Annotated in this window: 17 protein-coding genes and 1 tRNA gene; 5 read left to right on the plus strand and 13 right to left on the minus strand. The window is 75.3% G+C overall.

All coding sequences use genetic code 11. The features are described from left to right. The first annotated feature begins 393 nt into the window (after window positions 1–393). The gene (locus IG64_RS31680) at window positions 394–1917 is read left to right on the plus strand and encodes a tetratricopeptide repeat protein (protein WP_051813554.1); all 1524 of its coding nucleotides are present in this window, start codon (window positions 394–396) and stop codon (window positions 1915–1917) included. 147 nt (window positions 1918–2064) lie between these two features. On the opposite strand, the gene nthA is transcribed toward IG64_RS31680, so the two are convergent. Genes nthA through hppD form a run of 4 tightly spaced genes read right to left on the minus strand, consistent with a single transcriptional unit; the run spans window position 2065 to window position 4405 of the window. Further along, window positions 2065–2646, minus strand: coding sequence for a nitrile hydratase subunit alpha (gene nthA, locus IG64_RS31685; protein WP_037862494.1), 582 nt, complete (start codon window positions 2644–2646; stop codon window positions 2065–2067). Then, complete coding sequence (locus tag IG64_RS42930) at window positions 2636–2932, minus strand: SH3-like domain-containing protein (RefSeq protein ID WP_037862496.1); 297 nt, start codon at window positions 2930–2932, stop codon at window positions 2636–2638. The genes nthA and IG64_RS42930 overlap by 11 nt, the downstream gene beginning before the upstream one ends. Next, window positions 2922–3206 (minus strand): SH3-like domain-containing protein, encoded by a 285-nt coding sequence (locus IG64_RS42935; protein ID WP_037862498.1) that lies wholly within the window; start codon window positions 3204–3206, stop codon window positions 2922–2924. Before IG64_RS42935 ends, IG64_RS42930 begins: the two co-directional genes overlap by 11 nt. Window positions 3207–3256: 50 nt before the next feature. After that, complete coding sequence (gene hppD / locus IG64_RS31700) at window positions 3257–4405, minus strand: 4-hydroxyphenylpyruvate dioxygenase (protein ID WP_037862499.1); 1149 nt, start codon at window positions 4403–4405, stop codon at window positions 3257–3259. Between the two features lie 125 nt (window positions 4406–4530). Between hppD and IG64_RS31705 the strand changes: the two genes are divergently transcribed. The 3 genes from IG64_RS31705 (at window position 4531) to IG64_RS31715 (ending at window position 5876) form a co-directional block, all read left to right on the plus strand. Further along, the gene (locus IG64_RS31705; RefSeq protein ID WP_037862645.1) at window positions 4531–4998 is read left to right on the plus strand and encodes an Lrp/AsnC family transcriptional regulator; all 468 of its coding nucleotides are present in this window, start codon (window positions 4531–4533) and stop codon (window positions 4996–4998) included. 69 nt (window positions 4999–5067) lie between these two features. Continuing rightward, window positions 5068–5652 carry a winged helix-turn-helix domain-containing protein gene (locus IG64_RS31710; RefSeq protein ID WP_037862501.1) on the plus strand — a complete coding sequence of 195 codons (585 nt, stop codon included), beginning with the start codon at window positions 5068–5070 and terminating at the stop codon, window positions 5650–5652. An 11-nt stretch (window positions 5653–5663) separates the two neighbouring features. After that, window positions 5664–5876, plus strand: coding sequence for a hypothetical protein (locus IG64_RS31715; RefSeq protein WP_037862503.1), 213 nt, complete (start codon window positions 5664–5666; stop codon window positions 5874–5876). A 58-nt stretch (window positions 5877–5934) separates the two neighbouring features. On the opposite strand, the gene IG64_RS31720 is transcribed toward IG64_RS31715, so the two are convergent. The 4 genes from IG64_RS31720 to IG64_RS31735 all read right to left on the minus strand — a co-directional run bounded on the left by IG64_RS31720 (window position 5935) and on the right by IG64_RS31735 (window position 11310). Further along, window positions 5935–6729, minus strand: a complete 795-nt coding sequence (locus IG64_RS31720) for a S16 family serine protease (RefSeq protein ID WP_037862504.1) — start codon at window positions 6727–6729, stop codon at window positions 5935–5937. 30 nt (window positions 6730–6759) lie between these two features. Beyond that, window positions 6760–7401, minus strand: coding sequence for an IclR family transcriptional regulator (locus IG64_RS31725; protein WP_037862647.1), 642 nt, complete (start codon window positions 7399–7401; stop codon window positions 6760–6762). A 327-nt stretch (window positions 7402–7728) separates the two neighbouring features. Continuing rightward, entirely contained in the window at window positions 7729–9519 is a 1791-nt protein-coding gene (locus tag IG64_RS31730; RefSeq protein ID WP_037862507.1) for a DEAD/DEAH box helicase, read from the minus strand. Window positions 9520–9807: 288 nt separating this feature from the next. Then, window positions 9808–11310 carry an MFS transporter gene (locus tag IG64_RS31735; RefSeq protein WP_037862510.1) on the minus strand — a complete coding sequence of 501 codons (1503 nt, stop codon included), beginning with the start codon at window positions 11308–11310 and terminating at the stop codon, window positions 9808–9810. 226 nt (window positions 11311–11536) lie between these two features. Between IG64_RS31735 and IG64_RS31740 the strand changes: the two genes are divergently transcribed. After that, window positions 11537–11611 (plus strand) — tRNA-Cys (locus tag IG64_RS31740). Window positions 11612–11662: 51 nt separating this feature from the next. Here the strand turns inward: IG64_RS31740 and IG64_RS31745 are convergent. The 5 genes from IG64_RS31745 to IG64_RS31765 all read right to left on the minus strand — a co-directional run bounded on the left by IG64_RS31745 (window position 11663) and on the right by IG64_RS31765 (window position 20804). Beyond that, on the minus strand, window positions 11663–13039 hold the full coding sequence (locus IG64_RS31745; protein WP_107474416.1) for an SUKH-4 family immunity protein: 1377 nt from the start codon (window positions 13037–13039) through the stop codon (window positions 11663–11665). A 177-nt stretch (window positions 13040–13216) separates the two neighbouring features. Continuing rightward, window positions 13217–15532, minus strand: coding sequence for a xanthine dehydrogenase family protein molybdopterin-binding subunit (locus tag IG64_RS31750; protein ID WP_037862513.1), 2316 nt, complete (start codon window positions 15530–15532; stop codon window positions 13217–13219). Next, window positions 15529–17799 carry a 2Fe-2S iron-sulfur cluster-binding protein gene (locus tag IG64_RS31755; protein WP_037862514.1) on the minus strand — a complete coding sequence of 757 codons (2271 nt, stop codon included), beginning with the start codon at window positions 17797–17799 and terminating at the stop codon, window positions 15529–15531. Before IG64_RS31755 ends, IG64_RS31750 begins: the two co-directional genes overlap by 4 nt. Continuing rightward, window positions 17796–18689, minus strand: a complete 894-nt coding sequence (locus IG64_RS31760; protein WP_037862516.1) for an FAD binding domain-containing protein — start codon at window positions 18687–18689, stop codon at window positions 17796–17798. Before IG64_RS31760 ends, IG64_RS31755 begins: the two co-directional genes overlap by 4 nt. Before the next feature lie 423 nt (window positions 18690–19112). Further along, the gene (locus IG64_RS31765) at window positions 19113–20804 is read right to left on the minus strand and encodes a beta-N-acetylhexosaminidase (RefSeq protein ID WP_078884337.1); all 1692 of its coding nucleotides are present in this window, start codon (window positions 20802–20804) and stop codon (window positions 19113–19115) included.

Here is a 20804-nt window from a genome sequence, read left to right on the forward strand (position 1 = left end):
CGGGGGGGCCTGGCGGGCGGTGGGGAGGCTGGTCCGGCGCGCGGCGGAGAGCGGCTTCGGCCCGCCGGGTTTCGCCCCGCGGCCGCTGATGGGCGTCGGCCCCGGCCGCCGGGCCCCGGCACGGACCGGATCCGGCAACCGGGGGATCCGCCCGGCCACCGGAGGGGATCGGGGCCGGCCGGGCGGGCGCCCGGGCGGATCGGGTCCTGCCGGACGGGCGGGGGCCGGCCAGGCGAACGGGCGGGCGCGCCGGGCTGCCGGCCGGCACGGGCGGAACGTCCGCCGGGGTGTCGCCCGCCCGGTGGGGGTCGGTTCCGTCCGGTGGGTGGCGGTGGGGCGCGGGCGCCGGGTCGTGCGCGGGCCGGGCCGGTGCGGCGGCGCACAGTGTGCGCCATGGAGAAGCCTGTGCGGTGTCCGGCCACGTCCCCGCAGCCCGAGACGGCACCCGCGCCGCGGCGCCGCCCCCCGCGGCGGCTCCTGCTGGGGCTGCTCGTCGCGCTGGTCGTGCTCGGCGGCGCGCTCGGCGCGGTCCGCTCGGCACTGCCGGGCCGGGGACAGCCGGCCGCGCCCCGGGTCCCGGCCGCTCCCGGGCCGCCCGGGAAGGCGGTGGCGCTGAGTGCCGTGACGGCCGGGGTGCCGGCGGCGCTGCCCGGCCTGACGGAGCTGATCGCCGACCGGGAGCGCTGGGTGCGGGCGCATCCGCGGGACGCGCGGGCGTGGGCGGTGCTGGGGGCGGCGTACGTCGAGCGGGGGCGGCGCACGGCGGACCCGGCGGACCTCCCGGCCGCCGACCGGGCGCTGCAAACCTCGCTGCGGCTGAGCCCGGAGCGCAACGCGGACGCGTCGGCCGCGCTCGCGGCGCTGGCCGTCCAGCGGCAGGACTTCCCGGCGGCGCGCACCTGGGCCGAGGCGGCGGTGAAGGCGGCGCCGAAGCGGGCGAGGGCGTACGCCCTGCTGATCGAGGCCTGTACGGGGACCGGCGACCACAAGGCGGTCGCGCACTCCCTGGACGAGCTGCTGAGGCTGGACCACTCCCCCGCCTCGCGGGCCCGGGCGGCGGCCGTCTACCGGGACCGCGGCTGGCGTGAGGACGCCGAGGCGCAGGTGGCGGACGCGGCGGCGGCCGCGACGGCGCCCGTGGAGCGGGCCGCGTACCTGGAGCAGGCCGGGCGCTACGCGTGGGAGCGCGGCGCCCTGGACGAGGCGCTGCGCCACTTCGCGGCGGCCCTGCGCCTGGATCCCGCGCTGCGCGACGCCCGCGCCGGGCAGGCCCGCACGCTGGCCTCGCTGGGCCGTCCCGAGGAGGCCGTACGGGCCTACGGCCTGGCGCTCGGCACCCGGCCGCGCCCGGAGCACCTGCTGGAACTCGGTGAGCTGTACGAGTCGCTGGGGCGGGAGGAGGAGGCCGAGGCCCGGTACGACCGGGTGCGCGAGCGGGCCGCCCAGGACGCGGCGGCCGGGATCGACGACGACTTGGTCCTCGGCCGGCTGGAGGCGGACCACGGCGACACCGGCGAGGCGGTGCGGCGGCTGCGCGCCGAGTGGCAGCGGCAGCCCTCGACCGCCGTGGCCGACGCGCTGGGCTGGGCGCTGCACCGCGACGGGCAGGACCAGGAGGCGCTGAAGTTCGCCACGGCGGCGACGGACGAGAAGCAGGGCGGCGGGGTGCGCTACGCGCTGTACGAGTACCACCGCGCGATGGTCGAGCAGGACCTCGGGCTGTCCGGGTCCGCGCGCCGGCAGCTGGCGCAGGCGCTGCGCACCAACCCCTGGTTCTCGCCGCTGTGGGCCCCGGACGCCGTCGAGGCCCTGGACGAGCTGGGCGAACCGGTGCCCGCCGAGGCGCCGGAGGGGGTGAGCGTGGCGGCGGAGTTCACCGCCTCGATCCCCCAGGAGCCCGCGGCGCGGCCGCGGTAGACGGCGACGCGGTGCCCGTGGGGGCGGCGCCACGCTCCCGGCAGGCGGCGGCACGGCGTCAGGAGCCCGCGGCCCGCTCCCCGTGGGCCGGGACAAGGTCCCCGTGGGCCGGAACACGGTCCCCGCAGGCCGCGGCGGGGACCCGGCTCACAGCGTCGCGGTCCCGATGAGGGCGTTGCGGGTGACCAGGGCCGCCAGTCGCTCCTCGTCGAGGCCTTCCGTGCCGGCGGGCCGCCGGGGCAGCACCATGTACCGGGTCTCCGCGCTGGAGTCCCACACGGTGATGTCCGTGCCGTCCGGCAGTTCCGTGCCGAACTCGGCCAGTACGGCCCGCGGTTCACGCACCACCCGGGAGCGGTAGGCCTCCGACTTGTACCAGCTCGGGGACGGCCCGAGCAGCCGCAGCGGATAGCAGGAGCAGAGGGTGCAGACGATGACGTTGTGGGTCGTCTCGGTGTTCTCCACCACCCTCAGCCGCTGGTAGGAGCCTTCCATGTAGCCGAGTTCACGGACGGCGGCGGTGCCGTCGGCCAGCAGCCTCGCCCTGTAGGCGGGGTCGGTCCAGGCGCGGGCCACGACGCGGGCGCCGTTCGCCGGGGAGGCGCCGGTGAGGGAGGCGTCGATGATCTCGTCGAGGCGGGCACCGGAGAGCACCCCTTTCTCCTCCAGCAGGGCCTCCAGGCGCCGTACCCGCCGGGCGATCGCCGCGTCGGCGTGGTCACCGCTCATCGTGCTGCTCCTCCGTACCGCTCAGGTAGCTCTCCCACAGATCCAGGACGACGTGGTGGTCGCCCTCGCCCCACAGGTCGCGGGCGGCGAAGCGGACGGCGTAGACCTGCTCGACGGGCGCGTCCGCGCGGCCCTGCGCGCTGACGTCGGCGAGCGGGGCCCGCCCCTCGGGTTCGACCACGACGCCCTGTTTGCCGCGGGCGTAGCGCGGCAGGCGGGTGTGGTGCGGCGGGTCGTGCGGGAAGGTGCGCACCCGGGTGCCGGGGGCGAAGCGGTCAGACGGCATCGAGTTCTCCCGGGCTCAGCACACCCTTGCGTTCCAGCAGGATGCGGATGGCCTCGAACCAGCGCTCGTAGTACGAGGTGGTGAGGTACTCGGTGGGCGGCATCGATTCGATGGCGTCCCGGAACTCGTTGGTGTTGAACAGCCCTTCCGCGCGCAGGGCGTTGAGGAGGCCGACGACCCGCGCCTCCCAGTCCGCGTGGAAGGGCGCGGGGTCGTCGGTGGTGTCGACCGGGCCGAAGCCGACCGTGCCGCCCACGTCGTTGATCCTGGCCATGGGCGGCAGCCTACGGCCTGACGGGCGGCCCGTCCCGGCGGGAGCGCGGATCAGAGGTTGCCGCGGCGCTCCTGCTCGCGCTCGATCGCCTCGAACAGGGCCTTGAAGTTGCCCTTTCCGAAGCCCATGGAGCCGTGCCGCTCGATGATCTCGAAGAACACCGTCGGGCGGTCCTGGACCGGCTTGGTGAAGATCTGCAGCAGGTAGCCGTCCTCGTCGCGGTCGGCGAGGATCTTCAGCTCGCGCAGGGTGTCGATGGGCACCCGGGTGTCGCCGACCCACTCGCCGAGGGTGTCGTAGTACGAGTCCGGAGTGTCCAGGAACTGGACGCCGGCGGCGCTCATCTGGCGGACCGTGTGCACGATGTCGTTGGTGTTCAGCGCGATGTGCTGGACGCCGGCGCCGCCGTAGAACTCCAGGTACTCGTCGATCTGGGACTTCTTCTTGGCGATCGCGGGCTCGTTGATCGGGAACTTCACCTTGAGGGTGCCGTCGGCCACGACCTTCGACATCAGGGCGCTGTACTCGGTCGCGATGTCGTCGCCCACGAACTCCTTCATGTTCGTGAAGCCCATGACCTTGTTGTAGAACTCCACCCACTCGTTCATGCGGCCGAGTTCGACGTTGCCGACGCAGTGGTCGACCGCCTGGAAGGAGCGCTGGGCGGGCGGCTCGACCATGGGGGCGGCGGCCGTGAAGCCCGGCAGGTACGGGCCGTCGTAGCCGGTGCGCTCGACCAGGGTGTGACGGGTCTCGCCGTAGGTGGCGATCGCGGCGAGGACGACGGTGCCGTGCTCGTCCTTCAGCTCGTACGGCTCGGCCACGGAGCGGGCGCCGTGCTCGACGGCGTAGGCGTACGCGGCGCGCGCGTCCGGGACCTCGATGGCGAGGTCGACGACGCCGTCGCCGTGCTCGGCCACGTGCTGGGCGAGGAAGTGGCCCCAGGTGGTGGCGGGCTTGATCACCGAGGTGAACACGAAGCGGGCGGAACCGCTCTCCAGGACGTAGCTCGCGGTCTCGCGGCTGCCGTTCTCCGGTCCGGAGTAGGCGACCAGCTGCATGCCGAAGGCGGTGGAGTAGTAGTGCGCCGCCTGCTTGGCGTTGCCCACGGCGAAGACGACCGCGTCCATTCCCTTGACCGGGAAGGGGTCGGCCTGCCGTGCGGTCTCGTCGGGAGTGTGCTGTGTGGTCTGCGTCATAGCGGAAGCGTCACCCGGGTCCGCAAGGTGCGCAATAGTTCGCGTATTCACTGGGCAAAGTGAGCAGTGAAAGCCCGGCACCGGCGGGCTGTCTGTACAGGATGACCACCTGGGAGGCGGGGCTCATGGCGATCGATCATCTGGACGGCCGCATCATCGTGCTGCTGGCGCGTGAGCCGCGCATCGGCGTGCTGGAGATGTCCCGGCGGCTGGGGGTGGCGCGCGGGACGGTCCAGGCCCGCCTGGACCGTCTCCGCTCGGGCGGGGTCATCCGCGGCTTCGGCCCGGAGGTGGACCCGGCCGCGCTCGGCTATCCGGTCACGGCCTTCGCGACGCTGCAGATCCGGCAGGGGCAGGGCGCGGGCGTGCGCGCCCACCTGGCGACCGTGCCGGAGGTGCTGGAACTGCACACCACCACCGGCACCGGCGACATGCTGTGCCGGCTGGTGGCCCGGTCCAACGCCGACCTCCAGCGCGTGATCGACCGCGTGGTCGGCATCGAGGGCATCGTCCGCGCGTCCACGGCGATCGTGATGGAGAACCCGGTGCCGCTGCGGATCATCCCGCTGGTGGAGCAGGCGGCGGAGGAGTAGCGGCCACACCAAGGACTGATTGCAAAGAACTAGTTGCAAGGCGTTCTTTGCAAGGCTATCTTTGCATCCATGACCAAGCCCCAGCAGCCCGCCGTCCGCCGACTCGACGCCCGCTCCCTGCGGGGACTGGCCCATCCGCTGCGGATGCAGCTGCTCACCGCGCTGCGCCACGGCGGCCCCGCCACCGCCTCCCGGCTGGCCGAGAAACTCGGCGAGTCCAGCGGTGCCACCAGCTACCACCTGCGCCAGCTCGCCGCCCACGGCTTCGTCGAGGACGCGCCGGGACACGGCAAGGGCAGGGAGCGCTGGTGGCAGGCGGCGGACGGGGGCGTGAGCTTCGACGAGCAACTGCTCAAGGACCCCGACCCGGCGGTCCGCGGCGCCGCGGACCTCTTCCTGCACGAGATCGCCAACCAGCACACCAGGGAACTGGCGACCTGGATCGCCCGCAAGAACACCTGGTCCGAGGCGTGGACCAGCGCCTCCGACATGAGCGACTGGACCCTGCACCTCACCCCCGCCCTCGCCCTCGACCTCATCGAGAAGATGCACGCGCTGGTCGAGAGCTACCGGGCCCTGGCCCCGGCCGAGGGCACCCCGGAGCGCGAGCAGGTCCGCGTGCACACCCACCTCTTCCCCACCCACACGGCCTGAAGGACAGCCCGATGCATCCCGAGACCCACCTCGTCCTGCACCACGCCCTTGCCGCCGAACTCCACGCCGAGGCCGCGGCCGACCGTCTGGCCGACGGCGTACGCCGACAGCGGCGCCGGCGCGGGCCGCGCGACCTGCGGGGCCGGCTCGGCTGGACCCTCGTCGAGGTCGGCCTGCGCCTGGCCACCGCCTCCCCCGCCGCCGCGAAGGCCGTGACCGCCTAGGCCCGGCTCGGCCCTGTGACCGGAAAGGCTCACCGGCTCGCGGCACCCGGCCACGGCACTAGCAGCTCGGTACGGCCGATTCCTTGCCCTCGCGCAGGGCGGTCAGGGCGCCGAGCGCGCCCTTCAGGGTGGTCACCGGGACCAGTCTGAGGCCCTTGGGGAGTTCCGCTCCGGCGTCCTTGCACTCGTCCTTCGGGACGAGGAAGACCGTGGCGCCGTCCCGCCGCGCGGCCTGCGTCTTGAGGGCGACACCGCCGACCGCGCCCACCGTCCCGTCGGGACTGATCGTGCCGGTGCCCGCGATCGTGCGGCCGCCCGTGAGGTCCGCCCCGGCGCCGGCGCCGTGCAGCTTGTCGATGATGCCGAGGGAGAGCAGCAGGCCCGCGCTCGGGCCGCCGACGTTGGCGAGGTCGAGCTTCACGTCGATCTTCTGGCCGGACTTGCCGAGGTACTTCAGCGCGGCCTGGGTCGCCGCGTCCTGCGACTGCTTCATCTGCGCCGCGTTGTGCTGCTCGATCTGCCGGACGTTGTCACCGCTCGGGTAGACGGCGTCGCGCGGCATGACGGCGCGGTCGGTGGCGAACCAGCCGTCGATCACGTCGCCCAGCGAGATGTGCGCGTCCGGACCGGTCGCCTCGATGGTCACCATCCGCAGCTGGCCCGTGGTGTTCCGGACGGGCGCACCCGAGATGGTGATCACCTGGTTGCCCTTGAAGGTGCCCAGCACGTTCGCCGTCGACCCCGGCTGCGCCACCGAGAACGGCAGCGGCGCGAACGCCGCCGTGGCGATCAGAGCCACGACGGGCAGCGCGCAGACGGTGAGGGCCTGGGGGCGTGTGAGGCGAGAGAGCACGGGTTCAATCTACGCGACGGTGTGTCACGGTCACCTGAGTGCCTCGGCCACCTCACGGGCGGCGTCCACCACCCTCGGCCCCACCCGGTCGGGCACGGCGTCCGCGAGCATCACCACGCCGACACTGCCCTCGACCCCGCTCACGCCGAGCAACGGCGCAGCCGCCCCGCAGGCGCCGGCCTCCAGTTCACCGTGGGTGAGGGTGTAGCCGGGTTCGGCGGCCGGCTGGCGGCGGGCCGTGAGGATCGCCTTGCCCGCCGCGCCCCGGTCCAGGGAGTGGCGGAAACCCGCCCGGTAGGCCACGTGGTAGTCGGTCCAGGTGGGCTCGACGACGGCGACCGCGAGCGCCTCCGCGCCGTCGACCAGGGTCAGGTGCGCCGTCGCGCCTATGTCCTCGGCCAGGGAGCGCAGCGCGGGCAGCGCCGCCTCGCGCACCAGGGGGTGCACCTGGCGGCCCAGGCGCAGCACCCCGAGCCCGACGCGGGCGCGTCCGCCCAGGTCGCGGCGGACCAGCGCGTGCTGTTCGAGGGTGGCCAGGAGCCGGTAGACGACGGTCCGGTTCACGCCCAGTCTCTGGGACAGCTCGGTGACGGTCAGCCCGTGGTCCGTGTCGGCCAGCAGTTTGAGGACCCTCAGTCCCCGGTCGAGCGTCTGGGATGTCTCCGCGGTCACGACGCCCACTCCTTCAGTGGTGAGGTCGGCGGCGCTCCTCGCGGCGGGTGCGTCACCGAGTCCCGTCAGTGACGCGCGACAGAGGCCGCCGATCGGCCGGCGGTCCGGGGCGCTCCCGGACTCAGTCGCTTCACGGCTGCGCTCCGCGGCGGCGCTGCCACGGGGCGTGTGCGTAGCGGGACAGTAGCGAAGCCGGTTCGCTGAGCGGAAGGCTCCGTCCAGAATCCGGGCAGTGACCGACGGGAACTGTTCGCGTACGTCCCGATACGTACCGCACACCTCTGCACAAGGTCCTCACACGCCCCCGGACGCCGGGGGCGGTGCCCCTCAGCGCATCCGGGTCGCCCACTCCTGCACCTTGGCGATGCGCTGGCGCAGTTGCCCGGCCGTGGCCTCCGCGCTCGGCGGGCCGCCGCACACGCGGCGCAGCTCGGTGTGGATCACGCCGTGCGGCTTGCCGCTCTGGTGGACGTAGGCGCCGACCATGGTGTTGAGCTGCTTGCGCAGCTCCATCAGCTCCTTGTGGGTGACCACCGGCCGCCGCTCGGCGGGCAGTTCGAGCAGGTCCGCCTCGTCGTCCGGCTTCTTGCGGCTGTGCGCGATCTGCCGCGCCTGCCGCTTCTGGAGCAGCAGCTGCACCTGCTCGGGCTCCAGCAGGCCGGGGATGCCGAGGTAGTCCTGCTCCTCCTCGCTGCCGGGGTGGGCCTGCATGCCGAACTCGGCGCCGTCGTAGAGGACCCGGTCGAAGACGGCGTCGGACTCCAGCGCCTCGAAGGGCAGCATGTCCTGCTCGCCGGTGTCCTCGTCCTGCTCCTTGTTCGCCTCGTCCATCTCCTTCTCGGACTCGGCGTAGGGGTCCTCCTCGCCCTCCTTCTTCGGCTTGTCGAGGGCGTGGTCGCGCTCGACCTCCATCTCGCCCGCGAAGGTGAGCAGGTCGGGGATGGTCGGCAGGAAGACGGAGGCGGTCTCGCCGCGCCGCCTGGACCGTACGAAACGGCCGACGGCCTGTGCGAAGAACAGCGGGGTGGAGATCGTCGTCGCGTACACCCCGACCGCCAGGCGGGGCACGTCGACGCCCTCGGAGACCATGCGGACGGCGACCATCCAGCGGTCGTCGCCGTCGCTGAACTCGTCGATCTTCTTCGAGGCGCCGGTGTCGTCGGACAGGACGACGGTCGGGCCGCTGCCGGTGATCTCGCGGATCAGTTTGGCGTAGGCGCGGGCGGAGTCCTGGTCGGAGGCGATGACCAGGGCGCCGGCGTCCGGGATGGCCTTGCGGACCTCGGTGAGCCGCTGGTCGGCGGCGCGCAGCACGGCCGGCATCCACTCGCCGCGCGGGTCGAGCGCGGTGCGCCAGGCCTGGCTGACCGCGTCCTTGGTCATCGGCTCGCCGAGCCTGGCCTCGATCTCGTCGCCGGCCTTGGTGCGCCAGCGCATGTTGCCGCTGTAGGAGAGGAAGATGACCGGGCGGACGACGCCGTCGCTCAGGGCGGAGCCGTAGCCGTAGGTGTAGTCGGCGGCCGAGCGGCGGATGCCGTCGTTGCCCTCCTCGTACGTGACGAACGGGATGGGGTTGGTGTCCGAGCGGAACGGCGTACCGGTCAGCGCGAGCCGGCGGGTGGCGGGCTCGAACGCCTCCAGGCAGGCCTCGCCCCACGACTTGGAGTCACCGGCGTGGTGGATCTCGTCGAGGATGACGAGGGTCTTGCGCTGCTCGACGCGGTTGCGGTGCAGCATGGGGCGCACGCCGACGCCCGCGTACGTCACGGCGACGCCGTGGTACTCCCGGCCGAGCGGGCCCGCGCTGTACTCGGGGTCCAGCTTGATGCCTATGCGCGCGGCGGCCTCGGCCCACTGCTTCTTCAGGTGCTCGGTGGGTGCGACCACGGTCACCTGCTGGACCACGTGGTGGTGCAGCAGCCAGGAGGCGAGCGTCAGCGCGAAGGTGGTCTTCCCGGCGCCCGGGGTGGCGACCGCGAGGAAGTCGCGCGGCTGCTCCTGGATGTACTTCTCCATGGCGCCCTGCTGCCAGGCACGCAGCTTGCTGGCGGTCCCCCACGGGGCGCGGCCGGGGAAGGCGGGCGAGAGGTGGTGCGAGTGCGAGGAGTTGGCAGACATGGGTGTGGGCCCGGAGGGCCCTCCGTTGAGGGTGGTGGCGGGCGACGGGCGGGCGGTAGTCACGGTCTCCGGGTTCGTGGTGCGGGTCGGTCTCGGCTACGTATGACAACCGGGCCACCCTACCGGTGTCCTCACCCGTCCCCGGAGCCGACGACACTCCCCCGGGCACGGGTGCGACGCGGGTCACAGATCACCGGTACGGTCGCCGGCGTCCGGGCGACGGGGATCCGGGCCGCGGGGCGCCGCACGGCCGTGCCGGCCCCCGTCACCGGTCGCGTGGGCTCCGCGTCACCGCTCGTCCCCCTCGCCGGTCCGCAGCCGGCCGGTGACCCACGCCCCCGCCAGCGCCACGCACGCCATCGGCAGGAACACCGCCGCGAACGCGGCCGGGTGGGCACCGGACCCGCTCGTCGCGGCCTCCGCCGTGCGGGACACCGTGCCGCCGCCCAGCGCGGCGAAGGCGGCGCCGCCCGCCGCCAGCAGGAGGACGTTGGAGAGGGCGTCGGACAGCTGGAGGGCCGCCGAGTTGGCCCCGGCCTCCTCGGGGGCGGACAGCCGCAGCAGGAGCACGCTGGTGGAGGAGATGACCAGGCCCATGCCGAAGCAGCCGAAGCCCCAGGCGACGGCGACCGTCCACACCGGCACGGAGTGGATCAGCACGCTCGGCGCGGTGGCGATGGCCGCGGCGACCAGCACCATCCCGAGCGTCATCAGCCGCTCCCGGTGCGGTGCCACGCGCGGCCGGGCCTGCACCCACGAGCCCAGGGCCCAGGTGCCGCCGCCGGCGGCCAGCGAGAACCCGGCCAGGGTCGGGGACAGCCCGCGCTGGGTGACGAGCATCAGCGGGACGAAGGACTCGGCGGCGATGAAGGACCCGGCGGCCACGCCCCGCAGCAGCACCACGGACGGCAGCCCGCGCGCCGCCCGGTACGTGCCGTGCGGCAGCAGCCCGCGCACGGCCGGCACCAGCAGCGCGGCGCCCGCCGCCGCGGGGAGCAGCGCCGCCCACCGCAGGTCCTGGGCCGCGTACTGGAGGAGTCCCGCGCCGAGCGAGATGGCGAGGGCGAGCCGGATGCGCCGCCGGGCCGAGGACGGCGCGGTGTCCGCGCCGCCGCCCTCCCTCACCGGGCCGGACGCCCGCCGCCGTATCTGCGGCAGGGCCATCGCCAGCGGGAGGACCACCAGCACGGGGATGCCGATGAACACCCAGCGCCAGCCCAGGTGCTCGGTGACCGCACCGGAGGCGAGCGGGCCGACGATGGAGGGGACCACCCAGGCCGCCGCGAACGCCGCCATGATCGCCGGGCGCAGCCGCTCGGGGTAGGCGCGTCCGACGACGACGTACAGGGCGACGATCACCAGTCCGCCGCCGAGTCCCTGAACGGCCCGGCCCAGGATGAAGACCCACATCGTGCCCGCCGTCCCGGCCAGCAGCAGACCGGCGGCGAACGCGCCGATGCCGGCGGTGAGCGCGCCCAGCGGGCCGCGCCGGTCCGACCACTGCCCGGCGAGCACCATCCCGAACAGGCTGGTCGTGAAGTACCCCGAGAACGCGAACGCGTACAGCGACACCCCGTCCAGCTCGCGCGCCGCGACCGGCATCGCGGTGCCGACGGCGGTCGCCTCGAAGGCGATCAGGAGGACGACGGAGACGATGCCGATGCTCAGTGCCCGGTGGGCGCGGCCGAGCACCGAGCCGGCGTCCTCGGCCGCGACCTCCGGTGAGGCGGGCGTCGTGCGTGGCTCAGGGATGCCTGCGACGTCGGTGTCGCGTGGTTCGAGGGCGGTCATGGTCGTCAGGGTAAGGCCCGCAAGCGGCTTTGACCCCTGTCGGGAGTCGGTCCCGGCCCGGGACCTCGGTCGTACGACCGGACGCACGGCGTCCTCCTTCCCCGTCCCTTTCATGAACGGCGTGTGGCAGTCCCGTTGCGGCGCCCGCCGGCTCCTTGAGCCGCCTCCCCGGCCCGGCCTACGGTCGGTGCACGGAGTCCGGAACGAGCGAACGGTTCTCCGGCACGGCCGTGTGCCCGAGTGGTTCAGGGAGTCGCCTGCAAAGCGACTTACGCGGGTTCGATTCCCGCCACGGCCTCCAGGTGCGGCCCCCGGGCCGTGCGGCCCCGGGGGAGACGGCGGGCGGTGTGCCTCAGAGCACGCCGCCCGCTCCGTCCCGGAACGTCTTTGCCCACCGGTGCCGGTCGGTGCCGGGCTCTTCTCCCGCCGGGCCGGCCGAGGCGAGGACCTGGATCATCGACGTCGCGAGCTGGTCGTAGGCCTCGGTGCCGGGTTCCCCGCCGGGGCCGGCGTCGGTCCGCTTCTCGCGGTGCAGCAGCCAGAGGGTGAAGGCCAGGGTGGAGACGTCCGTGCTGAGCGGGTGGAGCGCGACCTCGGACTCGCTCCAGTTCCACACGGCGCCCGTGCCGCCGTCGACCACCAGGCTGTTGCCCTCGACGAGGTGGCCCAGGCGTATCAACCGGCCGGCCGGGACCGGCAGTCGGGTGGGCCGGACTCCCGCGGAGTCCTCGTCGGCGTAGTGCTCGGCGAGCGTGGGCAGCGGGACCTCGGTGTTCAGGCGGAAGAGGGAGCCGTCCTCGGGCAGGCCCGTCTCGCGCAGGAAACGGCGGGTGGGGCCGTGGGTGAGCGTGGCGGGGAAGTCGATGTCCTCGAAGCGGGCGACGCGGCCGGGCCCGAACTCCCGCTCCAGGAGGCGGGCGGGCAGGTCCAGGGTGAGGCCCGAGCGCGTGCCGGGACCCGCGGTCAGGGCCAGCGGGCGGACGAGGGCTGCGGCCTTCCAGAACGGCGGCACCCGGCCGTCCGGGCCGGCCTCGAACACCGCGAGGAGCCGGCGGGACGCCTCGGCGACCGCCTCCGGGCCGTACCGCCCGGCGCGGGAGGCGAACCTGCCGCGCAGGCCGGCCAGTTCCTCCGTGACCGCCGCGAACCGGACCAGCGCCCGCAGGGACGGCGCCGGCGGGCGGGCGTCCATCAGGGCCGGGCGGCCGTGCGGGAGGTACGTCGTGGAGATCTCGCCGGTGCCGCCGTCCGGCAGCCGCGGCCCGGACTCCGGGCCGCCCGGGCTCAGGAGAGCGCCCGGCGCGTGTTTCGAAAGGAGCGCCGTCCGCCCGGAGGGCGGACCCTGCGGCGTCCGGTGCGGGCGGTCGCGAGGCGGAGGGGCGTCCTCGTACCGGGCGCACGCGGACGGCCCCGGCAGCGCAGCGAGCGCGCGTGCCAGGCGTCGCGGGGTGGGGGGCACCTGCCGGCCGAAGGCCGGGGGAGCGACTTTCGCGGCACGCCCCGGCACCGGCCGCTCCCGCGGCTCGGCCGTGAGGCGGCCGGGGTCACCGGCGAAGTCGGCGGCCGCGCGCGGGCCGTCGCGGCGCAGCACCCCGCATGTCAGCAGGGTGCCGTCGGCCGGGAGCCCGGGGCCGGCCGGCCTGCGGCACGCCGGCGTGTGCGGCCCGTACGGGCCGGGGCCCGCCCCCGGCGAGGTGATCACCGCGGTGGCGGTTCCGGTCGTGCTCATCTGTCCCCCGTGTCCCCCGTGCCGAACGGTTCCCTGACGCGGGCGGGGCCCGGTCCGGGGCGGGGCGCGGCCGGGCCCGCACGCGGCGGGCGGGCACCGTCGTCCCCACTGCCCAGCACACTACGCCGCCCCACTGACAACGCCCCCGGCCTGCGCGAACGCCCGGGGAACGGGAGGTCACCGGCCGGTGACGACCGCGGCCTGCGGGCGGATCGGCAGCCGGTTGACCGGGCGGCCGGTGGCGGCGCGCACCGCCGAGGCGACCGCCGCCGGCGAGGTGACCACGGGGACCGCGCTGACCGCCTTGGCGCCGAAGGGGGCCACCACGTCGCGTTCCTCGACCAGTTTCACGATCCGGATGTCGGGCGCGTCCAGGGCCGTCGGCAGCGCGTAGCCGGTGAGGTCGGGGTGGCGGACCAGGCCGCGCGGGGTGCGCAGGTTCTCCGTGAGGGCGATGCCCACGCCCTGCGTGACGCCCGCCTCGATGCGCGCGGCGAGCTGCGCGGGGTTGAGGATCCGGCCCACGTCCTGGGCCACCGCCAGCTCCACCACCCGTACCGAGCCCAGTTCGATGTCCACGTCCACCACCGCGCGGACGGCGCAGAAGGCGAGGCCCACGAAGGCGTCGCCCTGGCCGGCCTCGTCCAGCGGCTCCGTGGGGTGCGGGCGGCACTGTGCCGTCGCCCACAGCTCCTTGCCCTCCATGGCCTCGGTGACCGTGGTCGACAGCACGCCGTCGTAGGAGGTGATCTTGCCGTCGGTGATCTGGAGCAGTTCGGTGGACATGCCGAACTTGTGCGCCAGGGGCTGCAGGAGCTGGGTGCGGACCATCTTCGCCGCCCGCTCCACGGCACCGCCCGACACCCACGTGTGCCGGCCGCGGCAGCCCGCGCCGGCCGGGGGCTGGTCGGTGTCGACGGGGGCCACGTGGACCTCGTCGACGCCCAGCGTCTCCTGGACGATCTGCCGGGCGAGCGTGGTGAAGCCCTGGCCGGTCTCGACGGCCGCGCACAGCACGGTCGCGACGCCGTCGTGGACCTTCACGGTGGCCGTGGAGACCTCGTCGGCGCCCTCCGCGCCCAGCATGTGCACCATGCCCAGGCCGTAGCCCACGCCCCGGCGCACCGCGCCCGGGTCGCCCGCGCCCTCGGGGCCGCCGGGCAGCAGCCACTCGTCCTCGGGGGTGTCCTTGGGCAGCGGCGGCAGCGGGTGGTCCCGGACGGCCTGGAGCAGTTCCGCGACCGGGGCCGGGCAGGTCACCGTCTGCCCGGTGGGCAGGACGTCGCCGGTCGCCAGCACGTTGCGCAGGCGCAGTTCGGCCGGGTCGACGCCGAGTTTCCTGGCCAGTTTGTCCATCTGCGCCTCGTAGGCGGCGCAGACCTGGAGGGCGCCCTCGCCGCGCACGTGGCCCGAGGGCGGGTTGTTGGTGCGTACCGCCCAGCCCTCGATGAACGCGTGCGGGACGACGTAGGGGCCGCAGGCGAAGGACACGGCGGCGGCCAGGGCCTCGCCGGAGGTGTCGGCGTAGGCACCCGCGTCCAGCAGGATCTGCGCCTCGACCTTCACCAGCCTGCCCTCGGCGTCCGCGTGGTGGCGGTAGCGCAGGAGGGTCGGGTGCCGGTGCACGTGGCCCAGGAACGACTCCTCGCGGGTCGCCGTCAGCTTGACCGGGCAGCCGGTGCGCAGTGCCAGCAGGCCCAGCGGGAGCTGGAAGCCCTGGTCCTCGCGGTCGGCCGTCGCGCCCGGCACGCCGGTGACGACGATCTTCACGCGCTCGGGGGCCAGGCCGTAGCAGGCGGCGAGGGTGTCGCGGTCGGCGTGCGGGTCGGTGGAGGCCACGTACAGCTCGACGCCGCCGTCGGGACGGGGGACCGCGAGCCCGGCCTCCGCGCCGATGGGTGCCGGGTCCTGGCGGCCGATGCGGTACAGGCCCTCGACGACGACCTCGCCGGCCGCCTCCGGGTCGCCGTGGCGCAGCGGGATGTGCCGGATCAGGTTGCCGTCGGGGTGCAGGGGTTCGGCCTCGAAGGCGTGCTCCGGGTCGGTCACCGGGTCGAGCACCTCGTACTCGACGATGACCGCGGCGGCGGCCATCCGCGCGGTGTCCGGGTGGTCGGCGGCGACGGCGGCGATGGGCTCGCCGTGGTGGCGTACGACGTCGGAGGCGAACACCGGCCGGTCGGCCACGCCCCGGCCGTACAGGGGGCGGCCGGGCACGTCCTCGTGGGTGACGACCGCGCGGACACCGGGCATCTCGCGCGCGTGGGAGGTGTCGATGGACACGATGCGCGCGTGCGGGTGCGGTGAGCGCAGCACGGCCGCCCACAGCAGGCCCTCGGCCCACAGGTCGGCGGCGTAGGGGAAGGTGCCCTCCGTCTTGGCGCGGGCGTCGGCGGGCGGCAGCGAGGAACCGATGCCGTGCGGCAGCGGCTCCGGCGACGCGGGCGCGGTCTCCGCAGCGGAAGCGGTGGCGGCGGTGGCTTCGTTGCTCACGCCTGGCCTCCGTCCTGGCCGTAGGGGTCGTGCGGGTGGTGCGGTGGTTCGTGGGGAGCGGGCGGGGGCTCGTGGGGGGCGTGCGGGCCGGGCGTGCCGAAGGCGGACGGGTGGACGCCGCCCGCGCCGGGGCCCGCCTGGTGCGGGATACGGGGCTCGCCCGCGCCCGCCTCCTCGTGCTCCGCCCCGCCGTGCCCGGCCCCGGTCTGCCCGGATCCGCCGTGCTCGCCCTCCAGGTGCTCGGCGGCGGACGCCTCGCGCTCGGCGACGACCTCCCCGACCGCCCGCAGGACGCCCTGGTAGCCCGAGCAGCGGCACAGGTTGCCGCACAGGGCCTGCCGGGTCTCCCGCTCGGTCGGCGCCGGGTTGCCCTCCAGCAGGTCGTGCACGGTCATCGCCATGCCGGGCACGCAGAAGCCGCACTGCACAGCGCCGCAGCGCGCCAGCGCCCGCTGCACGTCCGAGGGCTGCCCGTCGGTGGCCAGGCCCTCGACCGTGCGGACCTCGCTGCCCGCGGTGGTGACGGCGGGCACCAGGCAGGAGGCGACGAGGCGGCCGTCCACCTGCACGTTGCAGGCGCCGCACTCGCCCTGCGAGCAGCCGTCCTTGGCACCCGCGAGGCCGAGCCGCTCACGCAGCACGTACAGCAGCGACTCGCCGATCCAGGCGTCGGTGACGGGCCGGTCGACGCCGTTGACGCGCAGCACGTAGGAGGCGAGGGGGTGTTCGTCCTGCGGCGGCGCGGCGGGCGGGCCCTGCGGGTCCGGCTCGGCCGCCGTCTCCCGCCGGGCGGGCGGCTCCTGCGGACCGGCGTCCGCGTCGGCCGCCGCGTCCGCGTCGGGGGCCGGGCCGGGTCCGGCGTCGGTCTCCGCGGGCCCTGCGCCGGCCTCCGGGGCCGTGGCGGGCTCCTGGGCGGCCCGGGGCTCCGCGGCGGCGTCCTCGGCCGGTGCGGGCCCGGCGGGCGGCTCGGCGGAGCCGCCGGCGGCCGCTGCGGGCCCTGCGCCGGTCTCCGCGTGCTCCGCGCCGGTCTCCGCGGCCTCCGGTGCGTCGGCGGGCCGCTCCCGCGGCTCCTCCTCCGGCTGGTTTCCGGCGGCGGGCGCGGAGGCGGGCGCGGTCCCCGGGGCGTCCGGCGCCGGGTCCGGGTCCGTCACGAGCCCGGTGGGCGCCTCGGGCGCGGCAGGCACCTGGTCCTCGGAGGGCGCCTGGCGGCCGGCCGGCTCCTGGTGCCCGGACGGTTCCTGGGGCGCGGCGGGCGCCTCGGGCGCCGGTGCCTCCTCGGGCGGGCCGGGGGGCGCCTGCGGTCCCGTCCGCGGCGCGGGCGCGGGCCCGGCCTCGGTGTGGTGCCCGGGGGCGTCCACCGGGTGCCCGGCGGCCGGGAGTTCGGGGTCCGGATGGTGGGGAGCCGGATGCTGTGGGGCCGGGTGTCCGGGGGCCGGGTGTCCGGGGGCCGGTGCGGGCAGTCCGGCACCGTAGGACCGGCCGGACGGGTCGCTTTCGTACGCGCCCGGGGCGGGCTCCTGCGCCGTCCGGCCCCACGAGTGCCCGGCGGTCTCCGTGGCCCACGGGGCGGGGGCGCCGCCGGGGAGGGTGGCCGGAGGCGTGCCGCCCCACTGCTCGATCAGCGACGACGTGGTGAACTCGCCGGACTCGTCCGGGATGTCACCGCCGGCGACCGGGATCGACCACTGACCGGTCACGTCGTGCCCGGTCGCGGCCCCGCCGGACCGGCCCCCGGGATGCCCGGGAACCTCCTGGTGCCCGTCGGTCTCCCCATGTCCGGGGATCTCCTGGTGGCCGGGGATCCGCTGGTGCCCGGGGAAACCCTGATGGGCCGGGGTCTCCTGGTGTCCAGGGGCCTCCTGATGCCCCTGCATCTCCTGGAAGTTCCACTGCTGGGTCGCCTCGGGCCGGTAGGTGAACCCCTCGCCCGCACCCGTCCCCGGCTCCTCGTCGCCCCGCCGCGGCACCGCGTTCGGGTCGGGCCACCCGGCGCCCTGCGCGGGCGCGGCCGGCACGCCGGGCACGGCCCAGCTGCCCGTCGCCGCCGGGTCGGTGGCCTCGGCCGGGGCGGACGTGACCGTTATCTGCGGCGGCACGTAGCCGTGTCCCGGCGCGGCGAGCGGGCTGTCGGCGGCCAGGAGGGCGTCGATGCCGCCCTCGGGCAGCTTCACGAACGCGGTCGCGCCGTCGTCGTAGTCGCCCTGCGGCAACGGGTCCCAGCGGCCGCCGCCGTGGGGCGCGCCCTGTCCGTGCTGGTCGTCGGTCACGACAGCGCCCTCCCCAGTGCTCGTCGGGCCAGCGCGGCGACGGTGCGCCGCAGGTGCAGTACGGCGGGCGGAAGCTGCTGCACCGAGCCGTCCTCCGCCGGGACGGGATCGGGGATGCAGGCCGCGGCCACGTACTCGCCGAAGGCGTCCAGCGCCTCGGGGACGATCGCGCGGTTGTTGTCCCAGTCGATGAGCCGGGCCACCCACTGCTCGGCCTCCAGCGGCCTGAGCGGCATCGGCGCTATGGCACCGACCGCGCAGCGCACGCCGCGCCGGGCCGGGTCGAGGACGAGCGCCACGGAGGCGACCGCGCGGCCGGGTCCGGTGCGGCCGGTCGCCTTCAGGAAGACCTGGGGGGCGTGCAGCAGCGGCAGCCGCACGTAGCCGATGAGTTCGCCGCCGCGGAGCATCTCCACGCCGGCCAGCAGGTGGGAGACCGGGACCTCGCGGCGGGCCCCGCCCGGGCCCGCGACGATCAGGGTGGCCTCCAGCGCGGCCAGCACCGGCAGCGCGTCCCCGGTGGGGGCGGCCGAGGCGATGTTGCCGCCCAGGGTCCCGGCGTTGCGGATGTGCGGCGGGCCGGCGGCGCGCGCGGCGGCGGCCAGCGCCGGGATCAGGGCGGCGAAGTCGGGGCGGCCCATGCGCGCGTGCGTGAGGCCCGCGCCGAGCAGCGCGTGCCCGTCCTGGTACTGCCAGCCGCGGATCTCGCTGATCCGGCCGAGGCCGACCAGCGCGGCGGGCCTGAGCTGCCCGGAGTTGACGGCGGCCATGAGGTCGGTGCCGCCCGCCACGGGTACGGCGGCGGGCATGGCGGTGAGTGCCGCCACCGCCTCGTCCAGCGTCGTGGGCAGCGTGACGGCCTGCGCCGCCTGTGGTGCGTGCGTGGTCAAACCGGCTGCCCCTTCCCGCTGCCCCACTGGTCCCACCCGTGCTGCCGTACGGTACGGCCTGACAGGGCGGACGTGGCAACTCTGGCACATCTTCGCAGGGCTCGCGGACACGGGTCCGCCGGGAGGCATTCGCCCACCTCATCGGGGACATGGTCCCTTTTGACACGGGATCACCGGTGCGAGCGAATTAGCGCTGTTCGCTGACTCTTGCGGGCTTTTTCCGCTACCAGTTCGAGACAGGGCGCGGTCCGGCCAGGGCGGCGGGGGCGCCCTGGCCGGACCGCGGGACACCGGCCCGGCCGGCGGGTGGCCGGTGACCGGCCCGGTCCGGGCCGCGGGTGACCGCCCAGGACGGCGGGACGCGGGCGCGGAACCCGCCGCCCGGCCGCCCGCGTCCCCGCGGCCCGTACGGCTCCCGCGCCGCTACCTGACCGGCGGCGGGCCGTCGATGGGGCGTCCCAGGACGCCGGGCCTGCGCTGCCAGGGGTGCGGTCCGGCGGGCGGGCGGTAGCCGACGCCCAGGGCGTCCAGGCGCCGGTAGTGGGCGGTCATCCGCCGCTCGAAGCCGGCGAAGTCCCGTTCCGGTGAGGGGGGCAGGTCGCTCCAGGCGACCTCGGCGAAGGCGGCCAGCCGGGGGAAGGTCTGGTAGTCCACGCGCGCGGGGTTCTCCATCACCTCGGTCCACACGTTGGCCTGGGTGCCCAGGACATGGGGGACGTGGGCGGCCTCCAGGCCGGGCGGAACCGGCTCGAACCGGTAGACGTCCTCCAGGGTGCGGACGAAGCCGATCGGCACGGGTTCGTCGGCGCCCGCGTCCTGCCGGTGGTCCAGGTACACGTGCTGCTCGGGGCACATGACGACGTCGTGACCGGCGCGTGCGGCGGCGGTCCCGCCCGCGTAGCCGCGCCAGGAGGCGACGGCGGCGCCCTCGGCGAGACCGCCCTCCAGGATCTCGTCCCAGCCGATGAGCCGGCGCCCGCGCGCGGTGAGCCACGTGTCGAAGTGGCGGATGAACCAGGACTGGAGCTCCTCCTCACCGGCCAGTCCGAGTTCCTTGATGCGGGCCTGCGCGGTGACCGAGGCGCGCCACTGCTCCTTGGGGCACTCGTCGCCGCCGATGTGGAAGAAGCCGGAGAACGGGGCCGCGTCGGCGGGGAAGAGTTCGAGCAGTTCTTCGAGGACACCCTCGTAGAAGCGGAGGGTGGCGTCGGTGGGGGCGAGGACGTTCCTGCTGACGCCCCAGTCGTCCCAGACGCCGAGGGCGGTGGTGTCGACGACGTCGGTGTTGCCGAGTTCCGGGTAGGCGGCGATGGCGGCCTGCGAGTGCCCGGGCACGTCCACCTCGGGGACCACGGTGATGTGCCGCTCGGCGGCGTAGGCGACGATCTCGCGGATGTCGTCCTGGGTGTAGTGGCCGCCGTGCGGCTTGTCCTCCCACAGCGGGGAGGCGCGGTGGCCGAACTTCGTCCGCGGGCGCCAGGAGCCGGTCCCGGTCAGCTTCGGGTACCGCTTGATCTCGACGCGCCAGCCCTGGTCGTCCGTCAGGTGGAAGTGCAGGACGTTGAGTTTGTGGGCCGCCATCAGGTCGAGGTAGCGCAGGACGCCGTCCTTGGGCATGAAGTGCCGGGCGACGTCCAGCATCAGGCCGCGCCAGCGAAAGCGCGGGGTGTCCTCGATCCCGGTCAGCGGCAGCCTCCACCGTGCGCCGGGCAGCGGGGCGCGCCGGAAGGCGGCCGGGCCGAGGAGCTGACGCAGCGTCTGGGCGCCCCAGAACAGGCCGGCCGGGCCGCCGCCCGCGAGGTCGGCGCCCCGCGCGGTGACCGTCAGCCGGTAGCCCTCGGCGCCGAGGTCGCGCGTGACGGCCTCGTCCAGGCGCAGCCGCAGGGCGCCGTCGCCGGCCGGTGCGGGGGCGAGCGGCAGCCCGGTGGCGGCGCCGAGGGTGGCGCGCAGCCAGCGTTCGGTGCGGGCGGTGCCCTCGCCCGCCGACACCGTGGTGTCCGGGCCCAGTTCGAAGAACCGTTCCTCGTCGGTCGTCATGCGCCCCGGCCGGGGGATCAGACCCGCCGCCTCGCCGGTCGCCTCGGTCACCTGGGTCACGTCATTCACGTCAGTCAC

The sequence above is a fragment of the Streptomyces sp. NRRL S-340 genome (assembly GCF_000720185.1).
GTDB lineage: Bacteria > Actinomycetota > Actinomycetes > Streptomycetales > Streptomycetaceae > Streptomyces.

Coding starts and splice junctions, on each gene's coding strand:
- nthA (WP_037862494.1), bottom strand. CDS start 2,646: ATGAGCGGTGACCACGCCGACGCGGCGATCGCCCGGCGGGTACGGCGC.
- IG64_RS31680 (WP_051813554.1), top strand. CDS start 394: ATGGAGAAGCCTGTGCGGTGTCCGGCCACGTCCCCGCAGCCCGAGACG.
- IG64_RS31745 (WP_107474416.1), bottom strand. CDS start 13,039: ATGAGCACGACCGGAACCGCCACCGCGGTGATCACCTCGCCGGGGGCG.
- IG64_RS42935 (WP_037862498.1), bottom strand. CDS start 3,206: ATGGCCAGGATCAACGACGTGGGCGGCACGGTCGGCTTCGGCCCGGTC.
- IG64_RS31705 (WP_037862645.1), top strand. CDS start 4,531: ATGGCGATCGATCATCTGGACGGCCGCATCATCGTGCTGCTGGCGCGT.
- hppD (WP_037862499.1), bottom strand. CDS start 4,405: ATGACGCAGACCACACAGCACACTCCCGACGAGACCGCACGGCAGGCC.
- IG64_RS31710 (WP_037862501.1), top strand. CDS start 5,068: ATGACCAAGCCCCAGCAGCCCGCCGTCCGCCGACTCGACGCCCGCTCC.
- IG64_RS31730 (WP_037862507.1), bottom strand. CDS start 9,519: ATGTCTGCCAACTCCTCGCACTCGCACCACCTCTCGCCCGCCTTCCCC.
- IG64_RS31715 (WP_037862503.1), top strand. CDS start 5,664: ATGCATCCCGAGACCCACCTCGTCCTGCACCACGCCCTTGCCGCCGAA.
- IG64_RS31735 (WP_037862510.1), bottom strand. CDS start 11,310: ATGACCGCCCTCGAACCACGCGACACCGACGTCGCAGGCATCCCTGAG.
- IG64_RS42930 (WP_037862496.1), bottom strand. CDS start 2,932: ATGCCGTCTGACCGCTTCGCCCCCGGCACCCGGGTGCGCACCTTCCCG.